Below are 23,104 nucleotides of genomic sequence, written 5' to 3'. Positions count from 1 at the left end.
GACGCCTGGTATCGGCATCGTCCAGATCGGCCTGCCCTGCGCCCTGGATATGCTGCAAACGGATTATGGCGATGAGCGCGCAGACAGAGACGTTGCTGACAGGAAAGTTGCGGACGGGCATGACGATGACGGCAAAGGGCGAGCGGCGGCGTCTCAGCCTGCTTTTCAGAACAGTGCCCGACCGCCATTCCGACGTGGCGGCGATGCGCCTGCCCACCCCCGGCACGGTTCTGCTGCGTCTGGCCGGCATCGCCCTGTTCCTGGCGCTCGCAGTCGGCGGTGTCGCCTTTCTGGTCGAAGTCGAGATTGCCGATAACCGGGTGGTCGAACTGGCGCGGGAAGAATCGGCGGCTTTTCTCACCGAAACCCGCACGTCGCTGGCCGCCGGTGCAGCCGATTCCGATCTGGAGGCATCGCTGCAACATTTCATGGCCAGCCGCAACGGACTGCGCCTGAACCATGGTGACGGCCGCTTCATCGTCGCGGAGCTTTACACCCCGGAACAGCGGAAGACGGCCGAATACATCGCGTCCGGGGCGGAATGGGCGGAACAGCGGATGTCCGCCACCCGGCATGGCTTCCCCACCGACGGGGATTCCATTTACGACCGCTTCACGATGGACGGACAGATCTTCATCCAGACGATGGAGCCACTGCTCGATTCCGACGGTCGGCTGCTCGGTTATTTCGAAAGCGTTTTCCAGCTTTCATCCCGCCGGTCCCATGAGATCCTGCGCGACACCGCCACCATCGTCGCCGTTTCCTCGCTGTCGGTTCTTGTGACCGCGCTCGTCCTCCTGCCGATCTTCGGCTCCTACAACCGGGGCATCCTGCGGCTGTCGCGCGGCCTGCTCGACGCCAACATCGGCATGCTGAGCGCACTGGGCAGCGCCATCGCCAAGCGCGACAGCGACACCAACGCCCACAATTACCGGGTGACGGTCCTCGCCATCCGTCTGGCCGAGGCGCTGGGGGTGGAGGACGCGGCGATCCGCAAGCTGGTGAAGGGCGCCTTCCTGCACGATGTCGGCAAGATCGCCATTCCCGACAGCATCCTGCTGAAGCCCGGCAAGCTGGACGCCGAGGAGTTCGCGGTGATGAAGACCCATGTCGTCCATGGGCTGGACATCGTCGGCTCGTCCGACTGGCTGGCTGACGCGGCCGATGTGGTCGGCGGCCATCACGAGAAATTCGACGGGTCGGGCTATCCCAACGGCCGGGCGGGAGAGGCGATCCCGATTGCCGCCCGCATCTTCGCCGTCGCCGACGTGTTCGACGCGCTGACCTCGCGCCGCCCCTACAAGGAGCCGATGTCCTACGCCGCGACCATGGACATTCTGGCCGAGGGCGCCGGCCGGCATTTCGACCCGGCGGTGCTCGCCCGCTTCACCGCCATCGCCGCCGGCCTGCACGAGCGGCTGACCGCCCTTGGCGACGATGGGGTACGGGAGGAGCTGCGCGAACTGGTGACGCGCTATTTCAAGCTGGCGTAACCAGAGTCACGCGGCGAGTCCGCGCAGGAACAGGTCAACCGCCTTGTCGACGAAGGCATGGCGTTCCTCCTCCGTCGGTACCGGACAAAGGCCGAGTACCAGCTGGCAATAAGCACCGCCCTGCATGGCGGACAGGAATTGCCGGGCGACGAAGGCCGGATCGTCGGTGGCGATCGCACCGCGGTCGTTCAGCCGGGTGAAAAGGGCGACGAAATTGGCGATCCCCTGCTCAGGCCCCGCCTGGAAATAGAGCTGGGCGGCGAGCGGCATCCGCGTCGCCTCTCCCACCACCGCCTGATGGACACGGATCGCCGCATCCGACCACAGCAGGTCGGTGAAGCGGCGGCCGACCTGGACCAGGACATCGCGCAACGGCATCCCGTCGAACATGTCCGGCGCAAAGCGCAGGCCGCGCCGCTCGCACTCGGCGGAGATCACCGCGGTGTAAAGCTCTTCCTTCGATGGGAAGCGGGTGTAAAGCGTCGTCTTGGACACCCGAGCCTGCTGCGCGACCTGATCCATCGACGCGGCGGCATAGCCGAGTTCCAGGAACACCTCCCGCGCGGCGGCGACGATCTGTTCCGCCTTCGCGTCGAGCGACGGTGCGGGGTGGGACGCTTTCTGCTCCGATGACTGCACTGAACTGTACCGTTCACTCTTGACGTTGGCTGGGGGCCGGAGTAGGACGGTAACAGTACGATACAGTCCAGTCCAGTGGGGAGACGTGGTATGGCCCTGTTCCGCGAAAGGCGGCTCGCGTCCGCCGTCATGGCGACAACGGCGCTTCTGACGGTGGCGGGCCTGCTTGCCGGCTGCAACGAAACGCAGTCCGCCTCCACCCCGGCGGAAGCAGAGGTGCGTCCGGTCCGCGTCGCCACCGTCACGCTGGAACCGCTGGTCGACAGCGTGCGCTACGCGGCGGTGATCCGCCCGCGGGTGGAGGCCGATGTCGGCTTTCGCGTCGGCGGCAAGGTGACCGCCCGGCTGGTGGAGGTCGGCACCCGCGTCGAACCCGGCATGCCGCTGGCCCGCCTCGACCCCACCGATCTTCAATTGCAGATCCGCGCATCGCAGGCGCAGCTCGCTTCCGCCCAGGCCGACGCCGCCAACGCCCGCAGCGATTTCCAGCGCTACGCCACCCTGCGCCAGGGCGAGTGGACCACGCGCCAGGAATACGACCGCCGCAAGACCACGCTGGACAAGGCGGAGTCCAAGGTGCGCGAGGTCGAGGCGCAGCTGCGCGTCCTCGACAACTCCGCCCAATATGCCACGCTGGTGGCGGACGAGGCCGGCATCGTCACCGCGACGCTGATCGAGCCGGGACAGGTCGTCGCATCCGGCCAGACCGCCCTGCGCGTCGCCCGGCTGGGCAGCCTGGAGGCCGTGGTGAACATCCCCGAGCAGAGCGTCGCCGCCCTGCCCCGCCAGACGCTGGCAGTGGAGCTGTGGTCGCATCCGGGCCGGAGCATCGCCGGCAGCCTGCGCGAGGTCTCGCCCAGCGCCGACGCCAACACCCGGACCTTCCAGGCGAAGATCACGCTGACCGATCCGCCGCCCACGGTCCAGCTCGGCATGACCGCGACCGTCATCGCCGCCGCCGACCATGGCGCTCCCATCGCCCGCCTGCCGTTGAGCGCCTTGGCCCAGCGGGAGCAGAAGCCGGCGGTGTGGGTGTTGTCCGCGCCGGATGACCGGCTGGAGCTGCGCCCCGTCACCGTCGCCGCCTATGCCGGCGACCTCGCGCTGATCGGCGGCGGGCTGAAGGACGGTGAGCGCGTCGTCACCGCCGGCGTGCACAAGCTCGACGCCGGCCAGAAGGTCCGCGTCTGGACGGAGCCGGCACGATGAACCACTCCCGCATGAACCTGTCGGCTTGGGCGCTGGCCCACCGCACACTGGTGCTGTTCATGATGCTCGCCAGCGTGCTGGCCGGGGCGCTGGCCTACAAGACCCTGGGCCGGGCGGAGGATCCGTCCTTCACCTTCAAGGTGATGGTGGTGCGCACGCAATGGCCGGGTGCCACCGCGCGCGAGGTCGAGCAGTTCGTCACCGACCGCATCGAAAAGAAGCTGGAGGAGGTGCCCTACTACGATGTCGCCCGCAGCTATTCCAAGCCCGGCGAGTCGGTGATCTTCGTCCAGCTGAAGGATTCCACCCCGCCGAAGCTGGTGGCGGACCTGTGGTATCAGGTGCGCAAGAAGATCGGCGACATCCGCTACACCCTGCCCGACGGCGTGGTCGGTCCCTTCTTCAATGACGAATTCGGCGACGTCTATTCCGGTATCTACGCCTTCATGGGCGAGGATTTCACTCCCGCCCAACTGAAGAAGGTGGCCGAACAGGCCCGCGCCCGCCTGCTGAAACTGCCGGGTGTCGAGAAGATCGACCTGATCGCCCCGCAGGAGGAGCGCGTCTATGTCGAGATCTCCAGCCAGCGGCTCGCCAGCTTCGGTCTGCCGGTCGATTCGGTGATCCAGGCGCTCCAGCGCGAGAACGCCATTGCCGCGTCGGGTGACGTCGATACCCAATCTCAGCGCGTCTATGTCCGCCTCGACCTCGGCCTCGACACCGCGGCGGCGGTGCGCGCGATCCCGGTGGAGAGCGGCGGCCGGCTGCTGACCATCGGCGACGTGGCGGAGGTCAAGCGCGGCTATGTCGAACCGCGGCGCTACACCCTGCGCTACAACGGTCGCGACGCCATCGGTCTGGGTGTGGTCATGGCGAAGGGCGGCAACGTGCTGAAGCTTGGCGAACAGCTCGACGTCGCGATGGAGAAGGTCCGCGCCGAACTGCCGGTCGGGCTGGAGGCGGTGCAGATCGCCGACCAGCCGAAGGTGGTCGAACATTCCGTCGGCGAATTCACGGAATCGCTGGCCGAGGCGCTGGGCATCGTCATCCTGGTCAGCCTCGTCAGCCTGGGCTGGCGGACCGGCATCGTCGTGGCGCTGGCGGTGCCGCTGGTGCTGGCGATGACGCTGGTGGCGATGCAAATCCTGCACATCGACCTGCAGCGCATCTCGCTGGGCGCCCTCATCATCGCGCTCGGCCTGCTGGTGGACGACGCCATCATCGCGGTCGAGATGATGGTGGTGAAGATGGAACAGGGGTGGGACCGGCTGAAGGCTGGCGCCTTCGCCTACACCTCCACCGCCTTCCCGATGCTGAGCGGCACCATCGTCACCGCCGCCGGCTTCGTGCCGGTCGGCTTCGCAGCCTCGGCCGCCGGCGAATACACCAATTCGATCTTCTGGGTGGTGGCGCTGTCGCTGCTGCTGTCCTGGGTGGTGGCGGTGATCTTCACCCCCTATCTCGGCTGGCTGCTGCTGCCCAAGCCCAAGCATGTGGTGCCGGACGGGCACGAGCTGGACATCTACGACACCCGCGCCTACCGCATCCTGCGCGGCATGATCGAGGCCTGCGTGCGGGCGCGCTGGGTCACCATCGGCGTGACGGTGGCGGCCTTCGTCACCTCGCTCGTCGGCTTCGGCCATGTCCAGCAGCAGTTCTTCCCGTCGGCCAGCCGGCCGGAACTGCTGATCGACGTCCGGCTTGCCGAAGGCTCCTCCTTCGAGGCGACGGCGGCCGAGGTCAAGCGGATGGAGGCGGTGCTGGCCAAGGACCCGGACGTCGATTACTGGGTCGCCTACACCGGCGGTGGGTCGCCGCGCTTCTACCTGCCGCTCGACCAGCAGCTGGAGTCGGCCAACTTCGCCCAGTTCATGGTGATGACCAAGGGGCTGGAGGAGCGCGAGCACTTCATGCAGCGGCTGGAGCCGACGCTGGACTCCGACTTCCCGGCCGCCCGCGTCCGCATCGGCCGCCTGGAGAACGGCCCGCCGGTCGGCTACCCCGTGCAGTTCCGCGTCACCGGCGAGGACCCGGCGACCATCCGCAAGATTGCCTATCAGGTGCGCGACACCATGCGCGCCCACCCCAACACCGCCAACGTCCATCTGGACTGGGACGAGCTGTCCAAGCGCATCCGGCTGGAGGTTGACACCGCCAAGGCCCGCGCGCTGGGCGTGTCGAAGCAGGATCTGTCCAACGCCCTGCAACTGCTGCTGAACGGCATGTCCGTCACCCAGTACCGTGAGGGCACCGAATTGATCGGCGTCCTGCTGCGCACCACGCCGGAGGAGCGGATGGACCTCTCCCGCTTGGGCGAGTTGAACATCCGCACCAGCCGCGGCACCACCGTGCCGCTGAGCCAGGTCGCCACCGTGCGCTACGAGCTGGAGGAGCCGGTGCTGTGGCGCCGGGCGCGCGAGACGACGATGACGGTCAAGGGCGACGTGACCGGCGGCTTGCAGGCCCCGGTGGTCAGCACCCAGCTGAACGGGCAGTTCGACGCCTTGCGCGCCACCCTGCCCGACGGCTACGCCATCACCATGGGCGGCGCCATCGAGGAGAGCGCCAAGGGCCAGGACTCGATCAACGCCATGATGCCGGTGATGCTGCTGATCATGGTCACCACGCTGATGCTGCAATTGCAGAGCTTCTCGCGCGTGTTCATGGTCCTGCTGACCGCTCCGCTGGGGCTGATCGGCGTCACCGCCTCGCTTCTGCTGTTCAACCTGCCCTTCGGTTTCGTCGCCATGCTGGGCGTGATCGCGCTGGCCGGCATCATCATGCGCAACTCGGTCATCCTGGTCGACCAGATCGAGCAGGACATCCGCAGCGGCCGGTCCCGCTGGGAGAGCATCGTCGAGGCGACGGTGCGCCGTGCCCGCCCCATCGCCCTGACGGCAGCGGCGGCGATCCTCGCCATGATCCCGCTGACGCAGAGCGTCTTCTGGGGGCCGATGGCCGTCGCCATCATGGGCGGTCTGGCCGGTGCCACCGTGCTGACGATCTTCTTCCTGCCGGCGCTCTACGCGGCATGGTTCCGCGTGCCCCGGCCGGAAAGGGAGGAGGTGGAGGACAACGGCTTGAGCGGCGCGCTGCCGAAGCCGGCGTTGGGAGATTGATGCCCTACTCTTTTGCTCAAGCTTGACCGCGGTCAAGGGGCGCACGTGTCGTCCATGACAGGGTGGCGCCACAATCGATCTCCCGATTGCATCATCACTGCTGATGATCCTCTTTCGTACTGTGCCTTTGCGCCCGGCGGCCTCAGCCCCCGGGCGCATTTTTTTTGGCCTCAGTCTACCCGCCTGCCCGCCGTCGCCAGCGTCAGCCGGCCGAAGCTCGGGCCCTCCCGCAGCAGGCGGCGCCCGCCAACCTCGATCCGGCGATAGGCCGGGCCGGCCATCAACAGGCAAGCCGTGACCATCGCCAGCATGAGCGCCATCGACCAGCTGCCCGGCAACGCCTTGCGGTCATGGATGCCGAGCCCCAGTCCCAACAGCCGCGTGGTCGCATATTCGACGAAGCCGTGGATCAGGTAGAGCGAATAGGACACGTCGCCCAGCCAGACCAGCGGCCGGACATTCAGCATGCCCGCGGCACGGCCGTGGTTGGCGACGGCCGCCAGGATCAGCAGGGCGAACAGGGGCACGGCCAGCAGGTCCGGCCCGCCGGTGTGCAGAAGCAGCAGGATCGCCACCACCACCCCGGCCATCGTCAGGTCGCTCGACAGCACCGACGCGGCGAGCCCGCTGCGGAAGGCGCTGTACAGCAGGGTGCCCAGCAGGAATTCCGGCAGGCAGCGCAGCAGGGTCTGCGGCCCGTCCCACTGGTTCAGATTGTCCTGCGTCGTCCAGGCCAGCGCGAAGAGCGTCGCCAGCGCACCGACCGCCAGCAGGGCCTGCGTCCGGCCGCTCGACCGCCAGACCCAGGGCAGCGCGAAGGGGAAGACCAGATAGGCCATGAACTCCAGGCTGATCGACCAGGCCGGGTAATTCCAGCTCAGCATGCTGGCATAGAGGCCCTGGAGCATGAACAGGTTGGCGACCAGCGCCCAGACCGATTCAGCCCCTTTCAGCGGGATTGCCGGGAAGCTGCCGGTGGCGGCGTACTCCACCGCGCGGACGGCCAGCGCCGTCGCCACGAACAGCAGCAGGACCGCCAGATGCAGCGGATAGAGCCGGGCGATGCGCGCCCGCAGGAAGCTCCAATATTTGTCGCCGACCGAGTCCGTGAAGGTGCCGTGATAGACATGCGTCAGCACGAAGCCGCTGAGCATGAAGAACAGGTCGACGGCCAGATAGCCCTTCTGCACCAGATGCGTGTAGCTGTCCGGGTGCAGGTTGGGGAAATACTGGAAGCTGTAGTGGTACAGCACCACCCACAAGGCCGCGATGCCGCGCAACGGGGTCAGGGAGTGGAGGTGGCCGGGGTTGGTCTGCGTGCTCATGGCGCAGGCTCCGGCCGCTCAGACCGATGGACCCTGCCCCGCCGATGGGACTTGGTCCGAGCAAGATTGCCTGGGCGCGGTCATCGGCCGTCCCGTCTTGAAGCCCGCACCCATGTTCCAGCCGAGACCCATCGAAACCACGTCACCCTCCAGCCATTACGCCGCGCGAGACCCGTCCGATGTCGGACGGAAAGGCGGCCCCAGTGCGGGTTAACGGCGGAGGTGACGATTGGTTTCGTTGCAGGCTGTTACAGATTGAGGACCGTTACAGGAAGAAGACCAATGTGGTCAGCCCCAGCAGCGGCACCAGGATGCCGAAGGACCACGCCATATAGCCAAAGAAACTGGGCATGGCGACGCCGCGCTCCTCGGCAATCGCCTTGACCATGAAGTTGGGAGCATTGCCGATATAGCTGTTGGCACCCATGAACACCGCACCGGCCGAGATCGCGGTCAGCGTCAGTGACAGATCCGTCATCAGCACCTTCGCGTCGCCGCCGGCGGTGTTGAAGAAGATCAGGTAGGTCGGCGCGTTGTCGAGGAAGCTGGACAGGATGCCGGCCGCCCAGAAATAGGCGGCGGGGTTCGGCTTGCCGCCCTCGTTCACCGCGGAGATGATGGCGCCCAGCGCACCGTCGGTGCCGGCCCGCAGGATGGCGATGGCCGGAATGATGGTCAGGAAGATGGCGGCGAACAGCTTCGCCACCTCCAGGATCGGACCCCAGCTGAAACCGTTCAGGCGGCGGCTCTGCTTGCTGGTGAGAGCCAGCGACAGGCCGGTGATGCCCAGCAGCAGCAGATTCGACACGATGGTCTCCAGCGGCACCGGCACATGATACAGCGTGACGCCCACTCCCGGATGCCAGATGCCGCTGAGCAGCACCGCGCCGACGATGGCGACCAGCAGCAGCAGGTTGACGCTGCCCTCGATGCGGATCGGTTCGCGCTCGTGCACGCCCTCGATCAGCGGGTGCTTGCCGGGATCGCGGGTGTGCAGGAAGAGGTCGAGGACGAAGTAGATGACCAGCAGCAGCGCGGCCAGGAAGCCCATCGGCGCCAGCAGATGCACCGTCGGCCAGAAGAAATCGACGCCCTTCAGGAAGCCAAGGAACAGCGGCGGGTCGCCCAGCGGGGTCAGAGACCCGCCGACATTCGACACCAGGAAGATGAAGAAGACCACCGTGTGGACCTTGTGGCGCCGATGTTCGTTCGCGCGCAGCAGCGGGCGGATCAGCAGCATCGAGGCGCCGGTGGTCCCCATCAGGCTGGCAAGCACGGTGCCCAGCGCCAGCCCGACCGTGTTGGCCATCGGCGTCCCCACCAGCGACCCTGCCAGCCGCACGCCGCCCGCCACCGTGAACAGCGCGGTCAGCAGAACGATGAAGGGGATGTATTCCAGCAGGACCGTGTGCAGCAGCTCGTAAGTGGCAAGCTCGACCCCGAAGGTCGCGGCGAAGGGAACCAGGAAGGCCAGGGCCCAGGCCGCCGAAATCTTGCCGAAATGATGGTGCCAGACCATCGGCGCCAGCAGCGGGAACAGCGCGATCGACAGCAGGATCCCCGCGAAGGGCACCACCCACGCCGCACTCATCAACCGCCCGTCCAGATGCGGCACGCCGGCATGGGCGACCTCCGCCGCCACCTCCGCGGCTTGCACCCCATGCGTGCCCAGCAGCACGCCGCCGACGGCGAGTGCCCCCCAGAGAAAGGCTGGGAGAACGGTGGGGAAGATGGATGGGCGGCGTTGGTGCGTTGGAGAATTGGTCATCGGTCCGGAAAATAGGCTGGCGAAAGGAACGGGAGTATGCGGACTGACGCAGCGTAAGCCAAGCCGGAAGGGGCAGCGGCGACACAAACTTTCGTATGCGGGTATGCGCCGGCCCTATGGGCAGGCCCGCAGGGTGATTGCCCGATCCGCGATCCCCGTCCAGCCGGAGAGCCGCCGACAGTCACCGCCCACACAAAGCCGATGCTCTGCGGTGAACCCGGATGCCGCCAGGGTGACGCTGTCCTGCGGCGGCAGGTCCGGCCTCCAGGCCATCCAGCCATCCGCGGTCATCCGGGCATCCGGGCCGGGCTCCATCCCCGCACCGGTGCCACGGATGCGGGCCTCGACCAAGCGCAAGCGTCCGGCTTCGACGGTCCACTGCTCCCGCCACTCCGTCTTTTCGATGGAGTGGGTCCAGGACAGGGTGAAGGCCGCCCCCGGCAGCGACGCCAGCAGCGCGCCGCTGAGGGCGAACAGGCAGAGACCGCCCACCTCAGGCCGCGGCGGCGGTCGGCACGCTCCGGCGCCGGTGCTGCCACAGCAGGAACAGGACGGTCATGACGAAGGCGGCCTCGTCCGTCAGCGGCAGAGCCACGATGAACAGGAAGGAGGCCGCCGCGGCATAGAGGCGGGCGACCAGCGACAGCGGCGTCCAGAAGAAGCCGATGGTGGCGGCCCCCCACAGGGCGATGGCGACGCAGGCCTTGACGAACACATAGGCCACCGCCAGCCAGCTCCCGCCTTGCAGCACCAGGGCCGGATCGTAGACGGCCATGAAGGGCACGACATAGCCCGCCATGGCCACCCGCGTCGCGATCCAGCCGATCTCCATATGGTCGGCCTTGCAGATCGACGAGGCCGCCAGCGCCGCCAGGGCGACCGGCGGGGTCAGGTCGGCCATGATGCCGAAATAGAAGACGAACATGTGGCTGACCATCAGCGGCACGCCCATGGTCAGCAGGGCAGGCGCCGCGATGGACGCTGTGATGATGTAGTTGGCTGTCGTCGGCAGGCCGGTGCCCAGCACGATGCAGGCAATCATCGTCAGCACCAGCGCCGCCAGCAGATTGCCGCCCGACCAGTCGACGATGGTCGAGGCAAAGCTGGAGGCGAGCCCCGTCAGCGTCATCATGCCGATCAGCACGCCGACCAGCGCACAGGCGACGCCGACGCCGACCGCGTTCTTGGCGCCGTCGGCGATGCTGTTGACCACCAGCACCAGCGTCTGCCGGCCGCCCTTGAACAGCAGGCATGGGACGATCAGCAGCACGACCATGGTGAAGGCCAGATGCTCCGTCCGGAACCCCAGCTTCCACAGGCCGGCGGCGACCATCCCGACCGCGACCCAGAAGGCGACGCGCAACGCCATCGGCCCGATGGTGCCGACGATGGTGGTGCCGAGGATCAGCGCAGCGGTCGCCGCGATGCCGATGACGCCCGCGAACAGCGGCGTGAAGCCGGAGAACAGCAGATAGATCAGCGCCGCCAGCGGCAGGATGAGGTACCAGCCCTCAATCACGGCGCGGAGCGCGCTGGGGCACTGGTCCTTGGGCAGCCCGACGAGATTGCGCATCCCCGCCTCCAGATGGACCATCCAGAAGGCGCTGCCGAAATAGAGGATGGCGGGAATTGCCGCGGCGATGGCGACCTCGCTGTAGGGCACGCCGATGGTCTCCGCCATGATGAAGGCGGCCGCCCCCATCACCGGCGGCATCAGCTGCCCGCCCATGCTGGCCGTCGCCTCCACCGCACCGGCAAAGGCCGGGCGGTAGCCGAATCGCATCATCAGCGGGATGGTGAACTGCCCGGTGGTCAGCACGTTGGCGACGCCCGAGCCGTTGATGGTGCCCATCAGGCCGGACGAGATCACCGCCACCTTCGCCGGTCCGCCCTTGGCATGGCCGACGAGGCCGAGCGACACATCGTTGAACAGCTTGATCATGCCGGCGCGCTCAAGGAAGGCGCCGAACAGGATGAACAGGAAGATGTAGCTGGCCGACACGAAAGTCGGCGTGCCGTAAAGCCCCTCCGTCGACAGGTACAGATTGTCGATCACCTGATCGAGGTCGTAGCCGCGGTGCGCGAGCCCGAAGGGCAGGTGGCGGCCGAACAGGGCATAGGGGATGAAGACACCGCACATGATCGGCAGCGCCAGCCCCATAATGCGCCGGGCCGCCTCGAAAACCAGCGCCACCGCGATGGTGCCGACGATCAGGTCGGTGGTGTTGGGATCGCCCGCCCGCTGGATCAGGTCGACCTCGAACACATAATGGTAAAGGCCGACGCCGAAGGCGGTCAGGCCCAGCAGCCAGTCGTACCAGGGAACCCGCCTGCGCTCCGCCGTCTGGCGGAAGCCGAACAGGGTGAAGGTCATCAGCAGAAGGAAACCGACATGGACCGCCCGCACCACCATGGTGGACACCGGGTTGAAGGCGGCGGTCCAGATCTGGAAGGCGGAGAAGGCGACGGCGATGACGAAGACCGCCCGCCCGTCGAACCCTTCGAATGCGGCCACCGTCGCCGGATTTTCCCGGTCGATGGCCTGGCGGATCTCGGAGTCCGCCTGATTCTTGTTTGCGCTCACCACGGCTTCTCCGCCCATCGGTTTTTTACATCAAGCCCTTTTCCTTGAAGTACTTGATGGCGCCCGGATGCAGCGGCACCGGCGACTGGGTGGCGGTCTGGTCGAGCTTGATCTGCTTGGCGGCGACATGGGCGGCGGCCAGCGCGTCGAGATTCTCGAACAGCGTCTTCGTCATCGCATAAGCCGCATCGTCGGACACGCCGGAGTGGCTGACCAGCAGGTTGCGCACGGCGGCGGTCGGCACGGCCTCCGTCTGGCCCGGATAGGTGCCGGCCGGGATCGTTTCGGTGATGTAGGCGGCATCGCCGACCTTCTGCACCAGCTCGGCCGGAATACTGACGACGGTGATCTCCTGGGACGAGGACAGATCCTTGATCGCCGCCACGCCGAGGCCGGCGGAAATCAGCGTCGCGTCGAGCTGCCGGTTCTTGATCAGATCGACCGACTCGCCGAAGGGCAGATACTCGGTCTTGGCGAAATCCTTGTAGGCAAGTCCGGCAGCGCCGAAGATGGCCCGCGCGTTCAACTCCGTCCCCGATTTCGGCGCGCCGACCGACACCCGCTTGCCCTTCAGGTCGGCCAGCGTCTTGATTCCCGATTCCTTGGCGGCGACGACCTGGATGTAGTTGGGATAGATGGCGGCGATGGTGCGCAGCTTGTCCAGCTTCTGCTTGAAGCCGACCTCCTCGTTGCCCTTCCAGGCATCGCTCAGCGAATCGCCCAGCGTGAAGCCGATCTCGCCGCGGCCGGCCTGGAGCAGGTTCAGGTTCTCGACAGACGCCTTGGTCGCCTGCGCCGTCACCTTCGCCCCCGGCAGCGCCTTGCCGTACACGTTGGAAAGCGCCACGCCCAGCGGGTAATAGACGCCGCTGGTGCCGCCGGTCAGAACGGTGATGAAGGCCTCCGCCTGCGCCGGAAGTGCGGCGAAGCCAAGACCGATGCCGAAGCCCGCGGCCGTGCACAGGGCCAGGACGCGACGCTTCACAGATGGGCGATTCATGGTGGCTCTCCCCGTCATCATTGCCGTGCCCGAATCGTTGCCGGGCGGATTTATTCGTAGGCCCACAGAGCGTGGGCAGCCCCAACCCACTGTAACGCGCCACAAAATTGCGCGCCAGTACGTACAATCCGACATAACGATGGTTGCAATGCCATTCTTTCGGCCAAGCCATGCACAGGCTCCTTGACCTCGAAGGGCAGACACCCCCTATCCTTGTGGCACAAGACCGCCGACCGAAGCGGACACCACCACGGCTTCGGCCGACGGCGCGTCAATCGACAGCGATAAGTCCCAACTGCACGCCATACGACTGCAAGCCAGACTTCAGCCAGCGGGAGGAAAACCGATGTCCTGTACCGTTTCGATGACCGTCAATGGCAAGACGGTCTCGCGCGAGGTGGAGGAGCGCACACTGCTCGTCGCCTTCCTGCGCGAGCATCTTGGCCTGACGGGCACCCATGTCGGCTGCGACACCAGCCAGTGCGGCGCCTGCGTCGTCCATGTCGACGGCCGGTCGGTCAAATCCTGCACCACGCTGGCCGTCCAGGCCAACGGGGCGGACGTCATGACCATCGAAGGTCTGGCGGCGGCCGACGGCACGCTGCACCCGATGCAGGCCGCCTTCCGCGAACATCACGGCCTGCAATGCGGCTTCTGCACGCCGGGCATGGTGATGAGCGCGGTCGATCTGGTCCGCGAGAACCCTAGCCCGACCGAAGCCGACATCCGCGAAGGGCTGGAGGGCAACATCTGCCGCTGCACCGGCTACCACAACATCGTCAAGGCGGTGAAAGCGGGTGCCGAAGCGATGGCTGGAGCACGGGCAACGCCGGTGGCGGCCGAATAAGGGCGAAACGCCCAGAACAGAAAAGATTGCAGATCAGGCATTTCCGCATCTTCAGCGTTCCTGTGGGAGGAAACACGAGATGGCGAACCCCAATGGCATCGGCGCCTCGGTGCGTCGGCGCGAAGACCAGCGTTTTCTGACCGGCCGCGGCAATTACACCGACGATTTCAAGCGCCTGAACATGACCCATGCGGTCCATGTGCGCTCGCCCTACGCCCATGCCCGCATCCTCGGCATCGACTTCACGGACGCGGCGGCGATGCCGGGCGTGGTCGCCGTGCTGACCGGGGCCGACATGGAGGCCGACAAGGTCGGCAGCCTGCCCTGCGGCTGGCAGATCCATTCCAAGGACGGCTCGCCGATGAAAGAGCCTCCGCATTACCCGCTGGCGCGCGACCGCGTGCGCTATGTCGGCGACGCGGTGGCGGTGGTGATCGCCGAGACCCGCGAGCAGGCGCGCGACGCCGCCGAGATGGTGGTGGTCGATTACGAGGAACTGCCGGCGGTGGGATCCTCCACCCGCGCGGTCGCCGGCGGTGCGCCGCTGGTCCATGACGATGCGCCGGACAATGTCTGTTATGACTGGCATCTCGGCGACAACGCGGCGGTGGACGCCGCCTTCGCCACCGCCGCCCATGTCGCGAAGATCGATCTGGTCAACCAGCGTCTGGTGCCGAACGCGATGGAACCGCGGGCGGCGATGGGCGAGTACGACCAGTCGAACGGCGAATACACCCTGACCACCACCAGCCAGAACCCGCACGTCACCCGCCTGCTGATGGGCGCCTTCGTGCTGGGCATTCCGGAGCACAAGCTGCGGGTGGTGGCCCCCGACGTCGGCGGCGGGTTCGGATCGAAGATCTTCCATTACGGCGAGGAGGCCGTGGTCACCTGGGCGGCGCGCAAGGTCGGCCGGCCGGTGAAATGGACCGCCGACCGCTCGGAAAGTTTCCTGACCGACGCCCATGGTCGCGACCATGTCAGTCACGCCGAACTGGCGATGGACGCCGACGGCAATTTCCTGGCGCTGCGCGTCTCGACGCTGGCCAATCTCGGCGCCTATCTGTCGACCTTCGCCCCGTCGATCCCGACCTACCTCTACGCCACCCTGCTGGCCGGCCAGTACAAGACCCCGGCGATCTATGCCGAGGTCAAGGCGGTCTTCACCAACACCTCCCCGGTCGATGCCTATCGCGGCGCCGGGCGGCCGGAAGCCTGCTACCTGATCGAGCGGCTGGTGGATGTCGCGGCCGGCGTGATGGGCATGGACAAGACCGAGATCCGCCGCCGCAACTTCGTGCCGAAGGAGGCGATGCCCTATCAGACGCCGGTGGCACTGCAATACGACACCGGCGACTTCGCCAAGAATCTCGACATCGCCCTGCCGCTGGTCGATTACCCCAGCTTCCAGCAGCGTCGTGCCGAATCGAAGGCGCGCGGCAAACTGCGCGGCATCGGTTTCGCGACCTACATCGAGGCCTGCGGCATCGCGCCCAGCAATGTCGCCGGTGCGCTCGGTGCTCGCGCAGGACTTTATGAATGCGCCGAAGTCCGTTTCCATCCAACGGGTTCGGTGACGGTCTTCACCGGCGCTCACAGCCACGGCCAGGGCCATGAGACCACCTTCGCCCAGATCGTGGCGGAGCGCTTCGGTATCCCGATCGAGAATGTCGAGATCGTCCACGGCGACACCAACAAGATCCCGTTCGGTATGGGCACGTACGGTTCGCGTTCGCTCGCGGTCGGCGGCTCGGCCCTGGTGAAGGCGATGGACAAGGTGGAGCGCAAGGCGAAAAAGATCGCCGCCCACATGCTGGAGGCAGCCGAGACCGACATCGAGGTCAAGGAGGGCCGCTTCACCGTCGCCGGCACCGACAAGAGCCTGGGCATCGGCGACATCGCCCTGCAGGCCTACGTCCCGCACAATTTCCCGCTCGACGAGCTGGAGCCGGGGCTGGACGAGCAGGCCTTCTACGACCCGAAGAACTTCACCTATCCCAACGGCTGCCATGTCTGCGAGCTGGAGATCGACCCGGACACCGGCGTCACCACCATCGTCAGCTTTGCCGCGGTGGACGATTTCGGCAACGTCATCAACCCGCTGATCGTCGAGGGGCAGGTGCATGGCGGCCTGGTCCAGGGCATCGGGCAGGCGCTGTACGAGAACTGCGTCTATGACGAGGAGTCTGGCCAGCTCGTCACCGGCTCCTACATGGACTATTGCATGCCGCGGGCGGACGATGTCCCATCCTTCACCGTGCGCTATCACGAGGACCAGCCCTGCACCCACAACCCGCTGGGCGTGAAGGGCTGCGGCGAGGCCGGCACCATCGGCGCCGCCGCAGCCGTGATGAACGCGGTGGTGGATGCGCTGTCCGACTATGGCGTCACCCACATGGACATGCCGGCGACGCCGGAGAAGGTCTGGCGGACGATCCGCGACGCTGCCCCCGCCATGGCGGCGGAATAAGACGGCCGAAGAAGAAGGAGGCTAGAGAATGTACGCGTTCACGTACCAACGGCCGACATCGCTTGCCGACGCGGCGACCGCCATCCAGGCGGAAGAGGCCAAGCTGCTGGGCGGCGGTCAGACCCTGCTGCCGACGCTCAAGCAGCGCCTCGCCCGACCGACCGACCTGATCGACCTCGGCGCCATTCCGGAACTCAAGGGCATTCGTGAGGCCGATGGAGGATTGGAGATCGGCGCCTTCACCCGCCACGCGGAGGTCGCCCACTCCGACCTCGTCAAGCGGGTGATCCCGGCGCTCGCCAGCCTCGCCGAGGGCATCGGCGACCGGCAGGTCCGCAACATGGGCACGATGGGCGGCTCCATCGCCAACGCCGATCCGTCGGCCGACTACCCGTCGGCCGTGGTGGCACTCAAGGCCACGGTGACCACCGACCGCCGGACCATCGCCGGTGACGATTTCTTCACCGGCATGTTCGAAACCGCGCTGGAACCGGGCGAGATCCTCAAGTCGGTCCGCTACTCCCGGCCGGACAAGGCGGCCTACGCCAAGTTCCGCAACCCTGCCAGCCGCTACGCCATCGTCGGCGTCTTCGTCGCGAAGTTCGGCGCGGAGGTGCGGGTGGCGGTGACCGGCGCCGCCGGCTCCGTCTTCCGCGCCAAGGCGTTCGAGGCGGCGCTGGCGGCCGATTTCCGGCCTGAGGCGCTGAACGGCCTGTCGGTGAGCGCCGACGGCCTGAACGCCGACATCCACGCCAGTGCCGACTACCGTGCTCACCTCGTCACCGTGATGGCGAAGCGCGCGGTGGAAGCGGCGGGGTGATTCAGCTCCCTCTCGCTCTCCTACCCCAGGGGAGCGAGAGGGCATTTCCTGTCCATTTCCAAGGCCCTCGATGACCGCAGCCCTCCCCGCCTCCGTCGATGACACGCTGGCGCTTCTCACCCGCGGCAATTACGTCGCGGACCGCTCGCTGGCGACGGCACTCTTCCTGGCGCTGAAGCTCAAGCGCCCGCTGTTCTTGGAGGGTGAGGCCGGCGTCGGCAAGACGGAGATCGCCAAGGTCCTGTCGGCGACGCTCGGCCGCAAGCTGCTGCGGCTGCAATGCTATGAGGGGTTGGACGCCTCGTCGGCCGTCTATGAGTGGAATTATGCCCGTCAGATGATGGAAATCCGGCTGGCCGAGGCGTCCGGCGGACAGGACCGCGAATCCCTCGCCGCCGACCTGTTCTCCGAACGCTTCCTGGTCAAGCGGCCGCTGCTCCAGGCGCTGGAACCGGACCTTGCCGGACCGCCGGTGTTGCTGATCGACGAGTTGGACCGCACCGACGAACCGTTCGAGGCCTATCTGCTGGAGATCCTCTCCGACTATCAGGTCTCGATCCCGGAATTCGGCACCGTCCATGCGCCGGAGCCTCCCATCGTCATCCTCACCTCCAACCGCACACGCGAGATCCACGACGCGTTGAAACGGCGCTGCTTCTACCATTGGGTCGATTACCCCGGCGCCGCGCGGGAGCGGGAGATCCTGTCGGTCAAGGCGCCGCAGGCCGATACCCGGCTGGCGGCCCAGGTGGTCGGTTTCGTCCAGACCCTGCGCGGCCTGGACCTCTACAAGGCGCCGGGGGTTGCCGAGACGCTGGACTGGGCGCAGGCGCTGGTGGAACTGAACCAGCTGGAACTTGAGCCCTCCGTCATCAACGACACGCTGGGCACGCTGCTGAAATACCAGGACGACATCGCCCGCATCCAGGGCAGCGAGGCGGCGCGCATCCTGACCCAGGTCAAGACCGAGCTGGCCGCCACCACCGCGCGGTGAGGCCGTCATGACGGACCCCGTTCCGGCCGGCCGCCTCACCCTCAACCTGATGCATTTCGCCCGTGCGCTACGCGCCGCCGGCCTGCCGGTCGGGCCGGGCAAGGTCTTGCAGGCGGTGGAGGCGGTCGAGGCGGTCGGCCTGTCGAACCGCACCGACTTCTATTGGGCGCTGCACGCCATCTTCGTGAACCGCCACGACCAGAGCGAGCTGTTCGACCAGGCCTTCCACGTCTTCTGGCGCAACCCCGACATCCTGAAGAAGATGATGTCGCTGATGCTGCCGAAGGTGCGGACGGAGGCGCCGCCCGACCAGCCGGAAATGGCGCAGCGCCTTGCCGAGGCCCTGCACGGCAGCGCCACCGAACAGGGGGAGCCGGAAAAGACGGAGATCGAGATCGACGCCTCCTTCACCGTCTCCGCCGCCGAGCGCTTGCAGGACAAGGACTTCGAGAAGATGACGGGGGAGGAGATGGCGCAGGCCAGGCGCCTGCTGACGCGTCTCTCCCTGCCGCTGGCGGAGGTCACCACACGGCGCCACCGCCACGACCCCATGGGCCCGCGGGTGGACCCGCGCGCCACGCTGCGGCGGATGCTGCGCAGCGGCGGCGACCTGTCGGACCTCGCCCGCAAGCGCCGCCGCACCCGGCCGCCGCCGCTGGTGGTGCTGTGCGACATCTCCGGTTCGATGACCCGCTATTCGCGGATGCTGCTGCATTTCATGCATGCGGTCACCAACGACCGCGACCGTGTGCACAGCTTCGTCTTCGGCACGCGGCTGACCAACATCACGCGGCACCTACGGCACAAGGACGTCGATGTGGCGCTGGACGCCGTGTCGGGGGCGGTCGCCGACTGGTCGGGCGGCACACGGATCGGCACCGCGCTGCACGCCTTCAACCGGACCTGGGCGCGCCGGGTGCTGGGCCAGGGTGCGGTGGTACTTCTCATTACCGACGGGCTGGACAGGGATGCAGGGGAAGGGCTTGCGGCAGAGGCCGAACGGTTGCACAAAAGCTGTCGGCGGCTCGTCTGGCTGAATCCTTTGTTGCGCTGGGAAGGCTTTGCGCCGAAATCCTCAGGCATCCGGGCGTTGCTGCCGCATGTGGACGATTTTCGTGCGGCCCACAGCCTGAACAGCCTCGCGGATCTGGCCGGCGCCTTGTCGGCCGACGGTCCGCGTCGTAGCCCGGGCTTGCGCCGCTGGTTGAAGGAGGCGGCGGGATGAACGACACCCTGATGGCGGACAACATCGTGGAACAGGCGGCCGCATGGCGGACAGCCGGCCGCAGGGTGGCCCTGGCGACCGTTGTGTCGACCTGGGGCTCCTCGCCGCGGCCGGTCGGCAGCCAGATGGCGGTCGACGACCGCGGCTCCATGGCCGGTTCCGTGTCCGGCGGCTGCATCGAAAGCGCCGTGGCGCATGAAGCGGCCAAGACGATGGAGGACGGCGAACCGCGTCTGCTGTCCTTCGGCATCACCAACGAAATGGCCTGGGAAGTCGGGCTGGCCTGCGGCGGACAGGTGCAGGTCTATGTCGAGGCCGTGGAATGAAACGCGAAATTCTGGACCGGCTGCTTGCGGCGAAGGCCGACGCAATTCCGGCTGCCCTGGTGACCGATCTTAACAGCGGCCTCCAGACGCTTGTTTTCGAAGACACCGTGCATGGCGGCTTCGGGCTGGAACCCGACCTGCTGGACGAGGTGCGCCGGCGCATCCGCCAGGATCGTTCCGGCATGCTGGTCGATCCGCAGGACGAGGACGGCTTCCGGCTGTTCGTGCATGTCCACAACCCGGCCATGCGGCTGTTGATCGTCGGCGCCGTGCACATCGCCCAGGCGCTGGCCCCGGTGGCGGCGCTGACCGGCTATGACGTGACGGTGATCGACCCGCGCGGCGCCTTCGCGACCGAGGCGCGCTTCCCCGGCGTGAAGCTGAACCATCTGTGGCCGGACGAGGCGCTGGCCGAGCTGAAGCCCGACGTCCGCACCGCGGTGGTCACGCTGACGCACGATCCGAAGCTGGACGACCCGGCGCTGATCGCCGCCCTGCGGTCCCCCGCCTTCTATGTCGGCGCGCTGGGCAGCAAGCGCACCCACGCCCTGCGCCTCGATCGCCTGCGCGACGAGGGGCTGAGCGAGGTCGAGGTCAAGCGCATCCGCGGCCCGGTCGGGCTGTCGATCGGCGCCGTCACCCCGGCGGAGATCGCCATCGCGATCATGGGCCAGATCACCTGCGTGCGACGGGGCGAGAACCATCCCTGCTGAGATCTGAGGACCGGGGTGGGGGAGCCTAGCCGTCTCCCCCCACCCCACACCTTCCGCCCATTGCCCCGCTCCGGCCCGGTCGCCATATCCGTCGGCGAACACCGACCGCGCCCATCCGGAGCCCCCATGTTCTTCGGCCCGCTTCCCCTGTCCGACGCCGAGGGCGCGATCCTCGCCCACTCGCTGCGCCTGGGCTCCATCGCCTTCAAGAAGGGCCGCCGGCTGTCGGCCGATGACCTCAAAGCCCTGGGCGAGGCCGGCATCGCCGAGGTGATCGCCGCCAAGCTGTCCGATACCGACATCGGCGAGGATGCCGCCGCCACCCGCATCGCCGCCGCCGTGGCGGGCGGCACCGTCCAGGTCGCCGCCGCCTTCACCGGCCGGGTCAATCTGTTCGCCGAAGCGCACGGCCTTCTGCGCCTCGCCCCGTCCCGCATCGACGCGATCAACGAGATCGACGAGAGCGTCACCATCGCCACCCTGCCCGACTTCGCCCCGGTCGAGCCCGGACAGATGCTGGCCACCGTCAAGATCATCCCCTTCGCCGCCCCCGCCGACGCGGTGGAGCGGGCGGAGCGGATCGCCACGGATGGACCGCCCCCGCTGGCCGTGCTGCCCTACCGCCCGCTGTCGGTGGCGCTGATCCAGACACGGCTTCCGGGGGTTAAGGACAGCGTTCTCGACAAGACCGTCGCCGTGACCCGGGAACGGGTCGAGGCCATCGGCGGCACGCTGATCCATGACTCGTGCTGCGCCCATGACGAGGCGGCGCTGGCGGCGCAGATCGCAGGGGCACCGGTCGCCGACCTGCTGCTGATCGCCGGCGCCTCCGCCATCACCGACCGCCGCGATGTCCTGCCGGCGGCCATCGAGCGGGCCGGCGGCGTGGTGGAGCATTTCGGCATGCCGGTCGATCCCGGCAACCTGCTGCTGCTGGCGCGGCGCGACGGCAAACCGGTGCTCGGGCTGCCGGGCTGTGCGCGCTCGCCCAAGCTGAACGGCTTCGACTGGGTGTTGCAGCGCATCGCCGCCGGCATTCCGCCCAGCCGGTCGGAGGTGATGCGGATGGGCGTCGGCGGGCTGCTGGCCGAGATCCCGACGCGCCCCCTGCCCCGCGCCGGCGCTTCGCCGGAAACGCCCCGCGCCCCGCGCGTCACGGCTCTGGTGCTGGCCGCCGGCCGCTCCAGCCGCATGGGGCCGACCAACAAGCTGCTGGCGGAGGTCAACGGCGCGCCGCTGGTCGCCCGCGCCGTCGATGCGGCCCTCGCCTCGCAGGCCGCCGCCGTCATCGTGGTCACCGGCCACCAGGGGGAAAGCGTGGCGCGGGCGCTGGCCGACCGCCCCGTCACCTTCGTCCACAATCCCGCCTTCGCCGAGGGGCTCAGTAGTTCGCTGCGCGCCGGTCTGGCGGCGGTGCCGAGCGAATCCGACGCGGTGGTCGTCTGCCTGGGCGACATGCCGCGGGTGGCGTCCGCCGTGATCGACCGGCTGATCGCCGCCTACAGCCCGCTGGAAGGCCGCGCGATCTGCATCCCAACCACCCACGGCAAGCAAGGCAATCCTGTGCTGTGGGACCGTGCCTTCTTCACGGAGATGGCGGCGCTGAGCGGCGATGCCGGGGCGAAGCGGCTGATCGGCCAGCATGCCGACCGGCTGTGCGAGGTGCCGGTCGACGATGCCGGCATCCTCTACGACGTCGACACCCCCGACCTGCTGGCCCGCTTCACCGAGGCGGCCGGCAGTGGACCGGTCAGCGCGCCAGATCCAGCCAACGCCGCGTCATAGAGCGGGTGAATTGCTCCGCCACCGGCAGGTGTGTAACGATCGAGTCTTCCAGCCCGTGCAGCATCTCCGCATTGCTCTGCCGCGCCTCCTCCCGGATGCGCGAGGCCCAGCCGCGCAGGATGTCGCCGGTAGCCTCGGGGTGGAACTGGAAGGCATAGGTGGCGCGGCCGAGGCGGAAGGCCTGACGGTCGCAGGCTTCGCTGTAAGCCAGCGGCACGGCGCCTTCGGGAAACTCGAAGGTGTCGTAATGCCACTGGGCGAGATTCAGTTCGGAACCGAAGCCGCCAAGCAGCGGGTCGTCCTGCGCCCCTTCGGTCAGGCTGACGCGATGAATGCCCAGTTCCGGAATGGTGTGGCGGTAGACCTTGGCGCCATAGGCGCGGGCCGCCAGCTGCGCGCCCAGGCAGATGCCCATCACCGGCCGGTCGGCCTCGGTGAAGTCGCGGATCGACTCCATCACCCGGCCGAAATGCGGCCCCTTCTCGTCGTCCCAGGCGTCCTGCGGACCGCCCAGCACCACCAGACCGTCGTAGCCGTCCTTATCGGGGATCGCCTCCCCCTCGTTGGCGGCGATGGTGACGAGGGTGGCGCCGTTGTCGGTCAGCGCATCGCCCACCAGACCGATGGGGGCGGTACGGCTGTTCTGAACGACCAGAATGCGCATGGGTCTGCTCGGCTCGCGTCGTTGGTAGGGCTGTCATGAAGTTGTGAGACCGTCGCGGGCAGAGTTCAAGCCACAGCCTTACCCGACCGCATGCGCCGATGTGCAAAGCCGCTATGCGCGGGG

18 protein-coding genes are annotated in these 23,104 nt (G+C 67.5%); 11 read left to right on the top strand and 7 right to left on the bottom strand.

Going from position 1 to position 23,104, the window contains the following annotated elements; genetic code table 11:
- Nucleotides 1-119: 119 nt before the first annotated feature.
- Complete coding sequence (locus VH569_RS08035; RefSeq protein ID WP_423314870.1) at nt 120-1,493, top strand: HD-GYP domain-containing protein; 1,374 nt, start codon at nt 120-122, stop codon at nt 1,491-1,493.
- A 6-nt stretch (nt 1,494-1,499) separates the two neighbouring features.
- Here VH569_RS08035 and VH569_RS08030 read toward each other — a convergent pair whose 3' ends face one another.
- Nucleotides 1,500-2,132, bottom strand: coding sequence for a TetR/AcrR family transcriptional regulator (locus tag VH569_RS08030; RefSeq protein ID WP_423314869.1), 633 nt, complete (start codon nt 2,130-2,132; stop codon nt 1,500-1,502).
- A gap of 90 nt (nt 2,133-2,222) precedes the next feature.
- Between VH569_RS08030 and VH569_RS08025 the strand changes: the two genes are divergently transcribed.
- The gene (locus VH569_RS08025; RefSeq protein ID WP_423314868.1) at nt 2,223-3,341 is read left to right on the top strand and encodes an efflux RND transporter periplasmic adaptor subunit; all 1,119 of its coding nucleotides are present in this window, start codon (nt 2,223-2,225) and stop codon (nt 3,339-3,341) included.
- Nucleotides 3,338-6,460 carry an efflux RND transporter permease subunit gene (locus VH569_RS08020; protein ID WP_423314867.1) on the top strand — a complete coding sequence of 1,041 codons (3,123 nt, stop codon included), beginning with the start codon at nt 3,338-3,340 and terminating at the stop codon, nt 6,458-6,460. Before VH569_RS08025 ends, VH569_RS08020 begins: the two co-directional genes overlap by 4 nt.
- A 170-nt stretch (nt 6,461-6,630) precedes the next feature.
- Here the strand turns inward: VH569_RS08020 and VH569_RS08015 are convergent, their stop codons facing one another.
- The 5 genes from VH569_RS08015 to VH569_RS07995 form a co-directional block, all read right to left on the bottom strand.
- On the bottom strand, nt 6,631-7,785 hold the full coding sequence (locus tag VH569_RS08015) for an acyltransferase family protein (protein WP_423314866.1): 1,155 nt from the start codon (nt 7,783-7,785) through the stop codon (nt 6,631-6,633).
- A gap of 265 nt (nt 7,786-8,050) precedes the next feature.
- Nucleotides 8,051-9,553, bottom strand: a complete 1,503-nt coding sequence (locus tag VH569_RS08010; protein ID WP_423314864.1) for a sodium:proton antiporter — start codon at nt 9,551-9,553, stop codon at nt 8,051-8,053.
- Nucleotides 9,554-9,667: 114 nt separating this feature from the next.
- Nucleotides 9,668-10,045 carry a DUF1850 domain-containing protein gene (locus tag VH569_RS08005; RefSeq protein ID WP_423314863.1) on the bottom strand — a complete coding sequence of 126 codons (378 nt, stop codon included), beginning with the start codon at nt 10,043-10,045 and terminating at the stop codon, nt 9,668-9,670.
- 1 nt (nt 10,046) lies between these two features.
- Nucleotides 10,047-12,137 (bottom strand): TRAP transporter permease, encoded by a 2,091-nt coding sequence (locus VH569_RS08000; protein ID WP_423314862.1) that lies wholly within the window; start codon nt 12,135-12,137, stop codon nt 10,047-10,049.
- A gap of 25 nt (nt 12,138-12,162) precedes the next feature.
- Entirely contained in the window at nt 12,163-13,137 is a 975-nt protein-coding gene (locus tag VH569_RS07995) for a TAXI family TRAP transporter solute-binding subunit (RefSeq protein WP_423314861.1), read from the bottom strand.
- Nucleotides 13,138-13,483: 346 nt separating this feature from the next.
- Here VH569_RS07995 and VH569_RS07990 point away from each other — a divergent pair, with 346 nt between their 5' ends.
- The 8 genes from VH569_RS07990 (at nt 13,484) to VH569_RS07955 (ending at nt 22,317) form a co-directional block, all read left to right on the top strand.
- Nucleotides 13,484-13,984 carry a (2Fe-2S)-binding protein gene (locus tag VH569_RS07990; protein ID WP_423314860.1) on the top strand — a complete coding sequence of 167 codons (501 nt, stop codon included), beginning with the start codon at nt 13,484-13,486 and terminating at the stop codon, nt 13,982-13,984.
- A 79-nt stretch (nt 13,985-14,063) separates the two neighbouring features.
- Nucleotides 14,064-16,454 (top strand): xanthine dehydrogenase family protein molybdopterin-binding subunit, encoded by a 2,391-nt coding sequence (locus VH569_RS07985; protein WP_423314859.1) that lies wholly within the window; start codon nt 14,064-14,066, stop codon nt 16,452-16,454.
- 28 nt (nt 16,455-16,482) lie between these two features.
- Nucleotides 16,483-17,274, top strand: coding sequence for an FAD binding domain-containing protein (locus VH569_RS07980; protein WP_423314858.1), 792 nt, complete (start codon nt 16,483-16,485; stop codon nt 17,272-17,274).
- 70 nt (nt 17,275-17,344) lie between these two features.
- The gene (locus VH569_RS07975) at nt 17,345-18,268 is read left to right on the top strand and encodes an AAA family ATPase (protein ID WP_423314857.1); all 924 of its coding nucleotides are present in this window, start codon (nt 17,345-17,347) and stop codon (nt 18,266-18,268) included.
- Nucleotides 18,269-18,275: 7 nt separating this feature from the next.
- Entirely contained in the window at nt 18,276-19,493 is a 1,218-nt protein-coding gene (locus tag VH569_RS07970; RefSeq protein ID WP_423314856.1) for a vWA domain-containing protein, read from the top strand.
- Nucleotides 19,490-19,819 carry an XdhC family protein gene (locus tag VH569_RS07965; RefSeq protein WP_174469352.1) on the top strand — a complete coding sequence of 110 codons (330 nt, stop codon included), beginning with the start codon at nt 19,490-19,492 and terminating at the stop codon, nt 19,817-19,819. The genes VH569_RS07970 and VH569_RS07965 overlap by 4 nt, the downstream gene beginning before the upstream one ends.
- Entirely contained in the window at nt 19,816-20,532 is a 717-nt protein-coding gene (locus VH569_RS07960) for an XdhC family protein (protein WP_109047834.1), read from the top strand. Before VH569_RS07965 ends, VH569_RS07960 begins: the two co-directional genes overlap by 4 nt.
- A gap of 126 nt (nt 20,533-20,658) precedes the next feature.
- Complete coding sequence (locus tag VH569_RS07955; RefSeq protein WP_423314854.1) at nt 20,659-22,317, top strand: NTP transferase domain-containing protein; 1,659 nt, start codon at nt 20,659-20,661, stop codon at nt 22,315-22,317.
- On the opposite strand, the gene VH569_RS07950 is transcribed toward VH569_RS07955, so the two are convergent.
- A complete protein-coding gene (locus VH569_RS07950; protein WP_423314853.1) occupies nt 22,283-22,981 on the bottom strand; it encodes a type 1 glutamine amidotransferase in 699 nt (232 codons plus the stop codon). The two genes, VH569_RS07955 and VH569_RS07950, sit on opposite strands and share 35 nt — an antisense overlap.
- Between the last annotated feature and the right edge of the window lie 123 nt (nt 22,982-23,104).

This window comes from Azospirillum sp. 11R-A, assembly GCF_049472615.1.
Taxonomy (GTDB): domain Bacteria; phylum Pseudomonadota; class Alphaproteobacteria; order Azospirillales; family Azospirillaceae; genus Azospirillum; species Azospirillum palustre.
The sequence above is the reverse complement of the archived record's forward strand: the minus strand, read 5'-3'. Positions and strand labels throughout refer to the sequence as shown.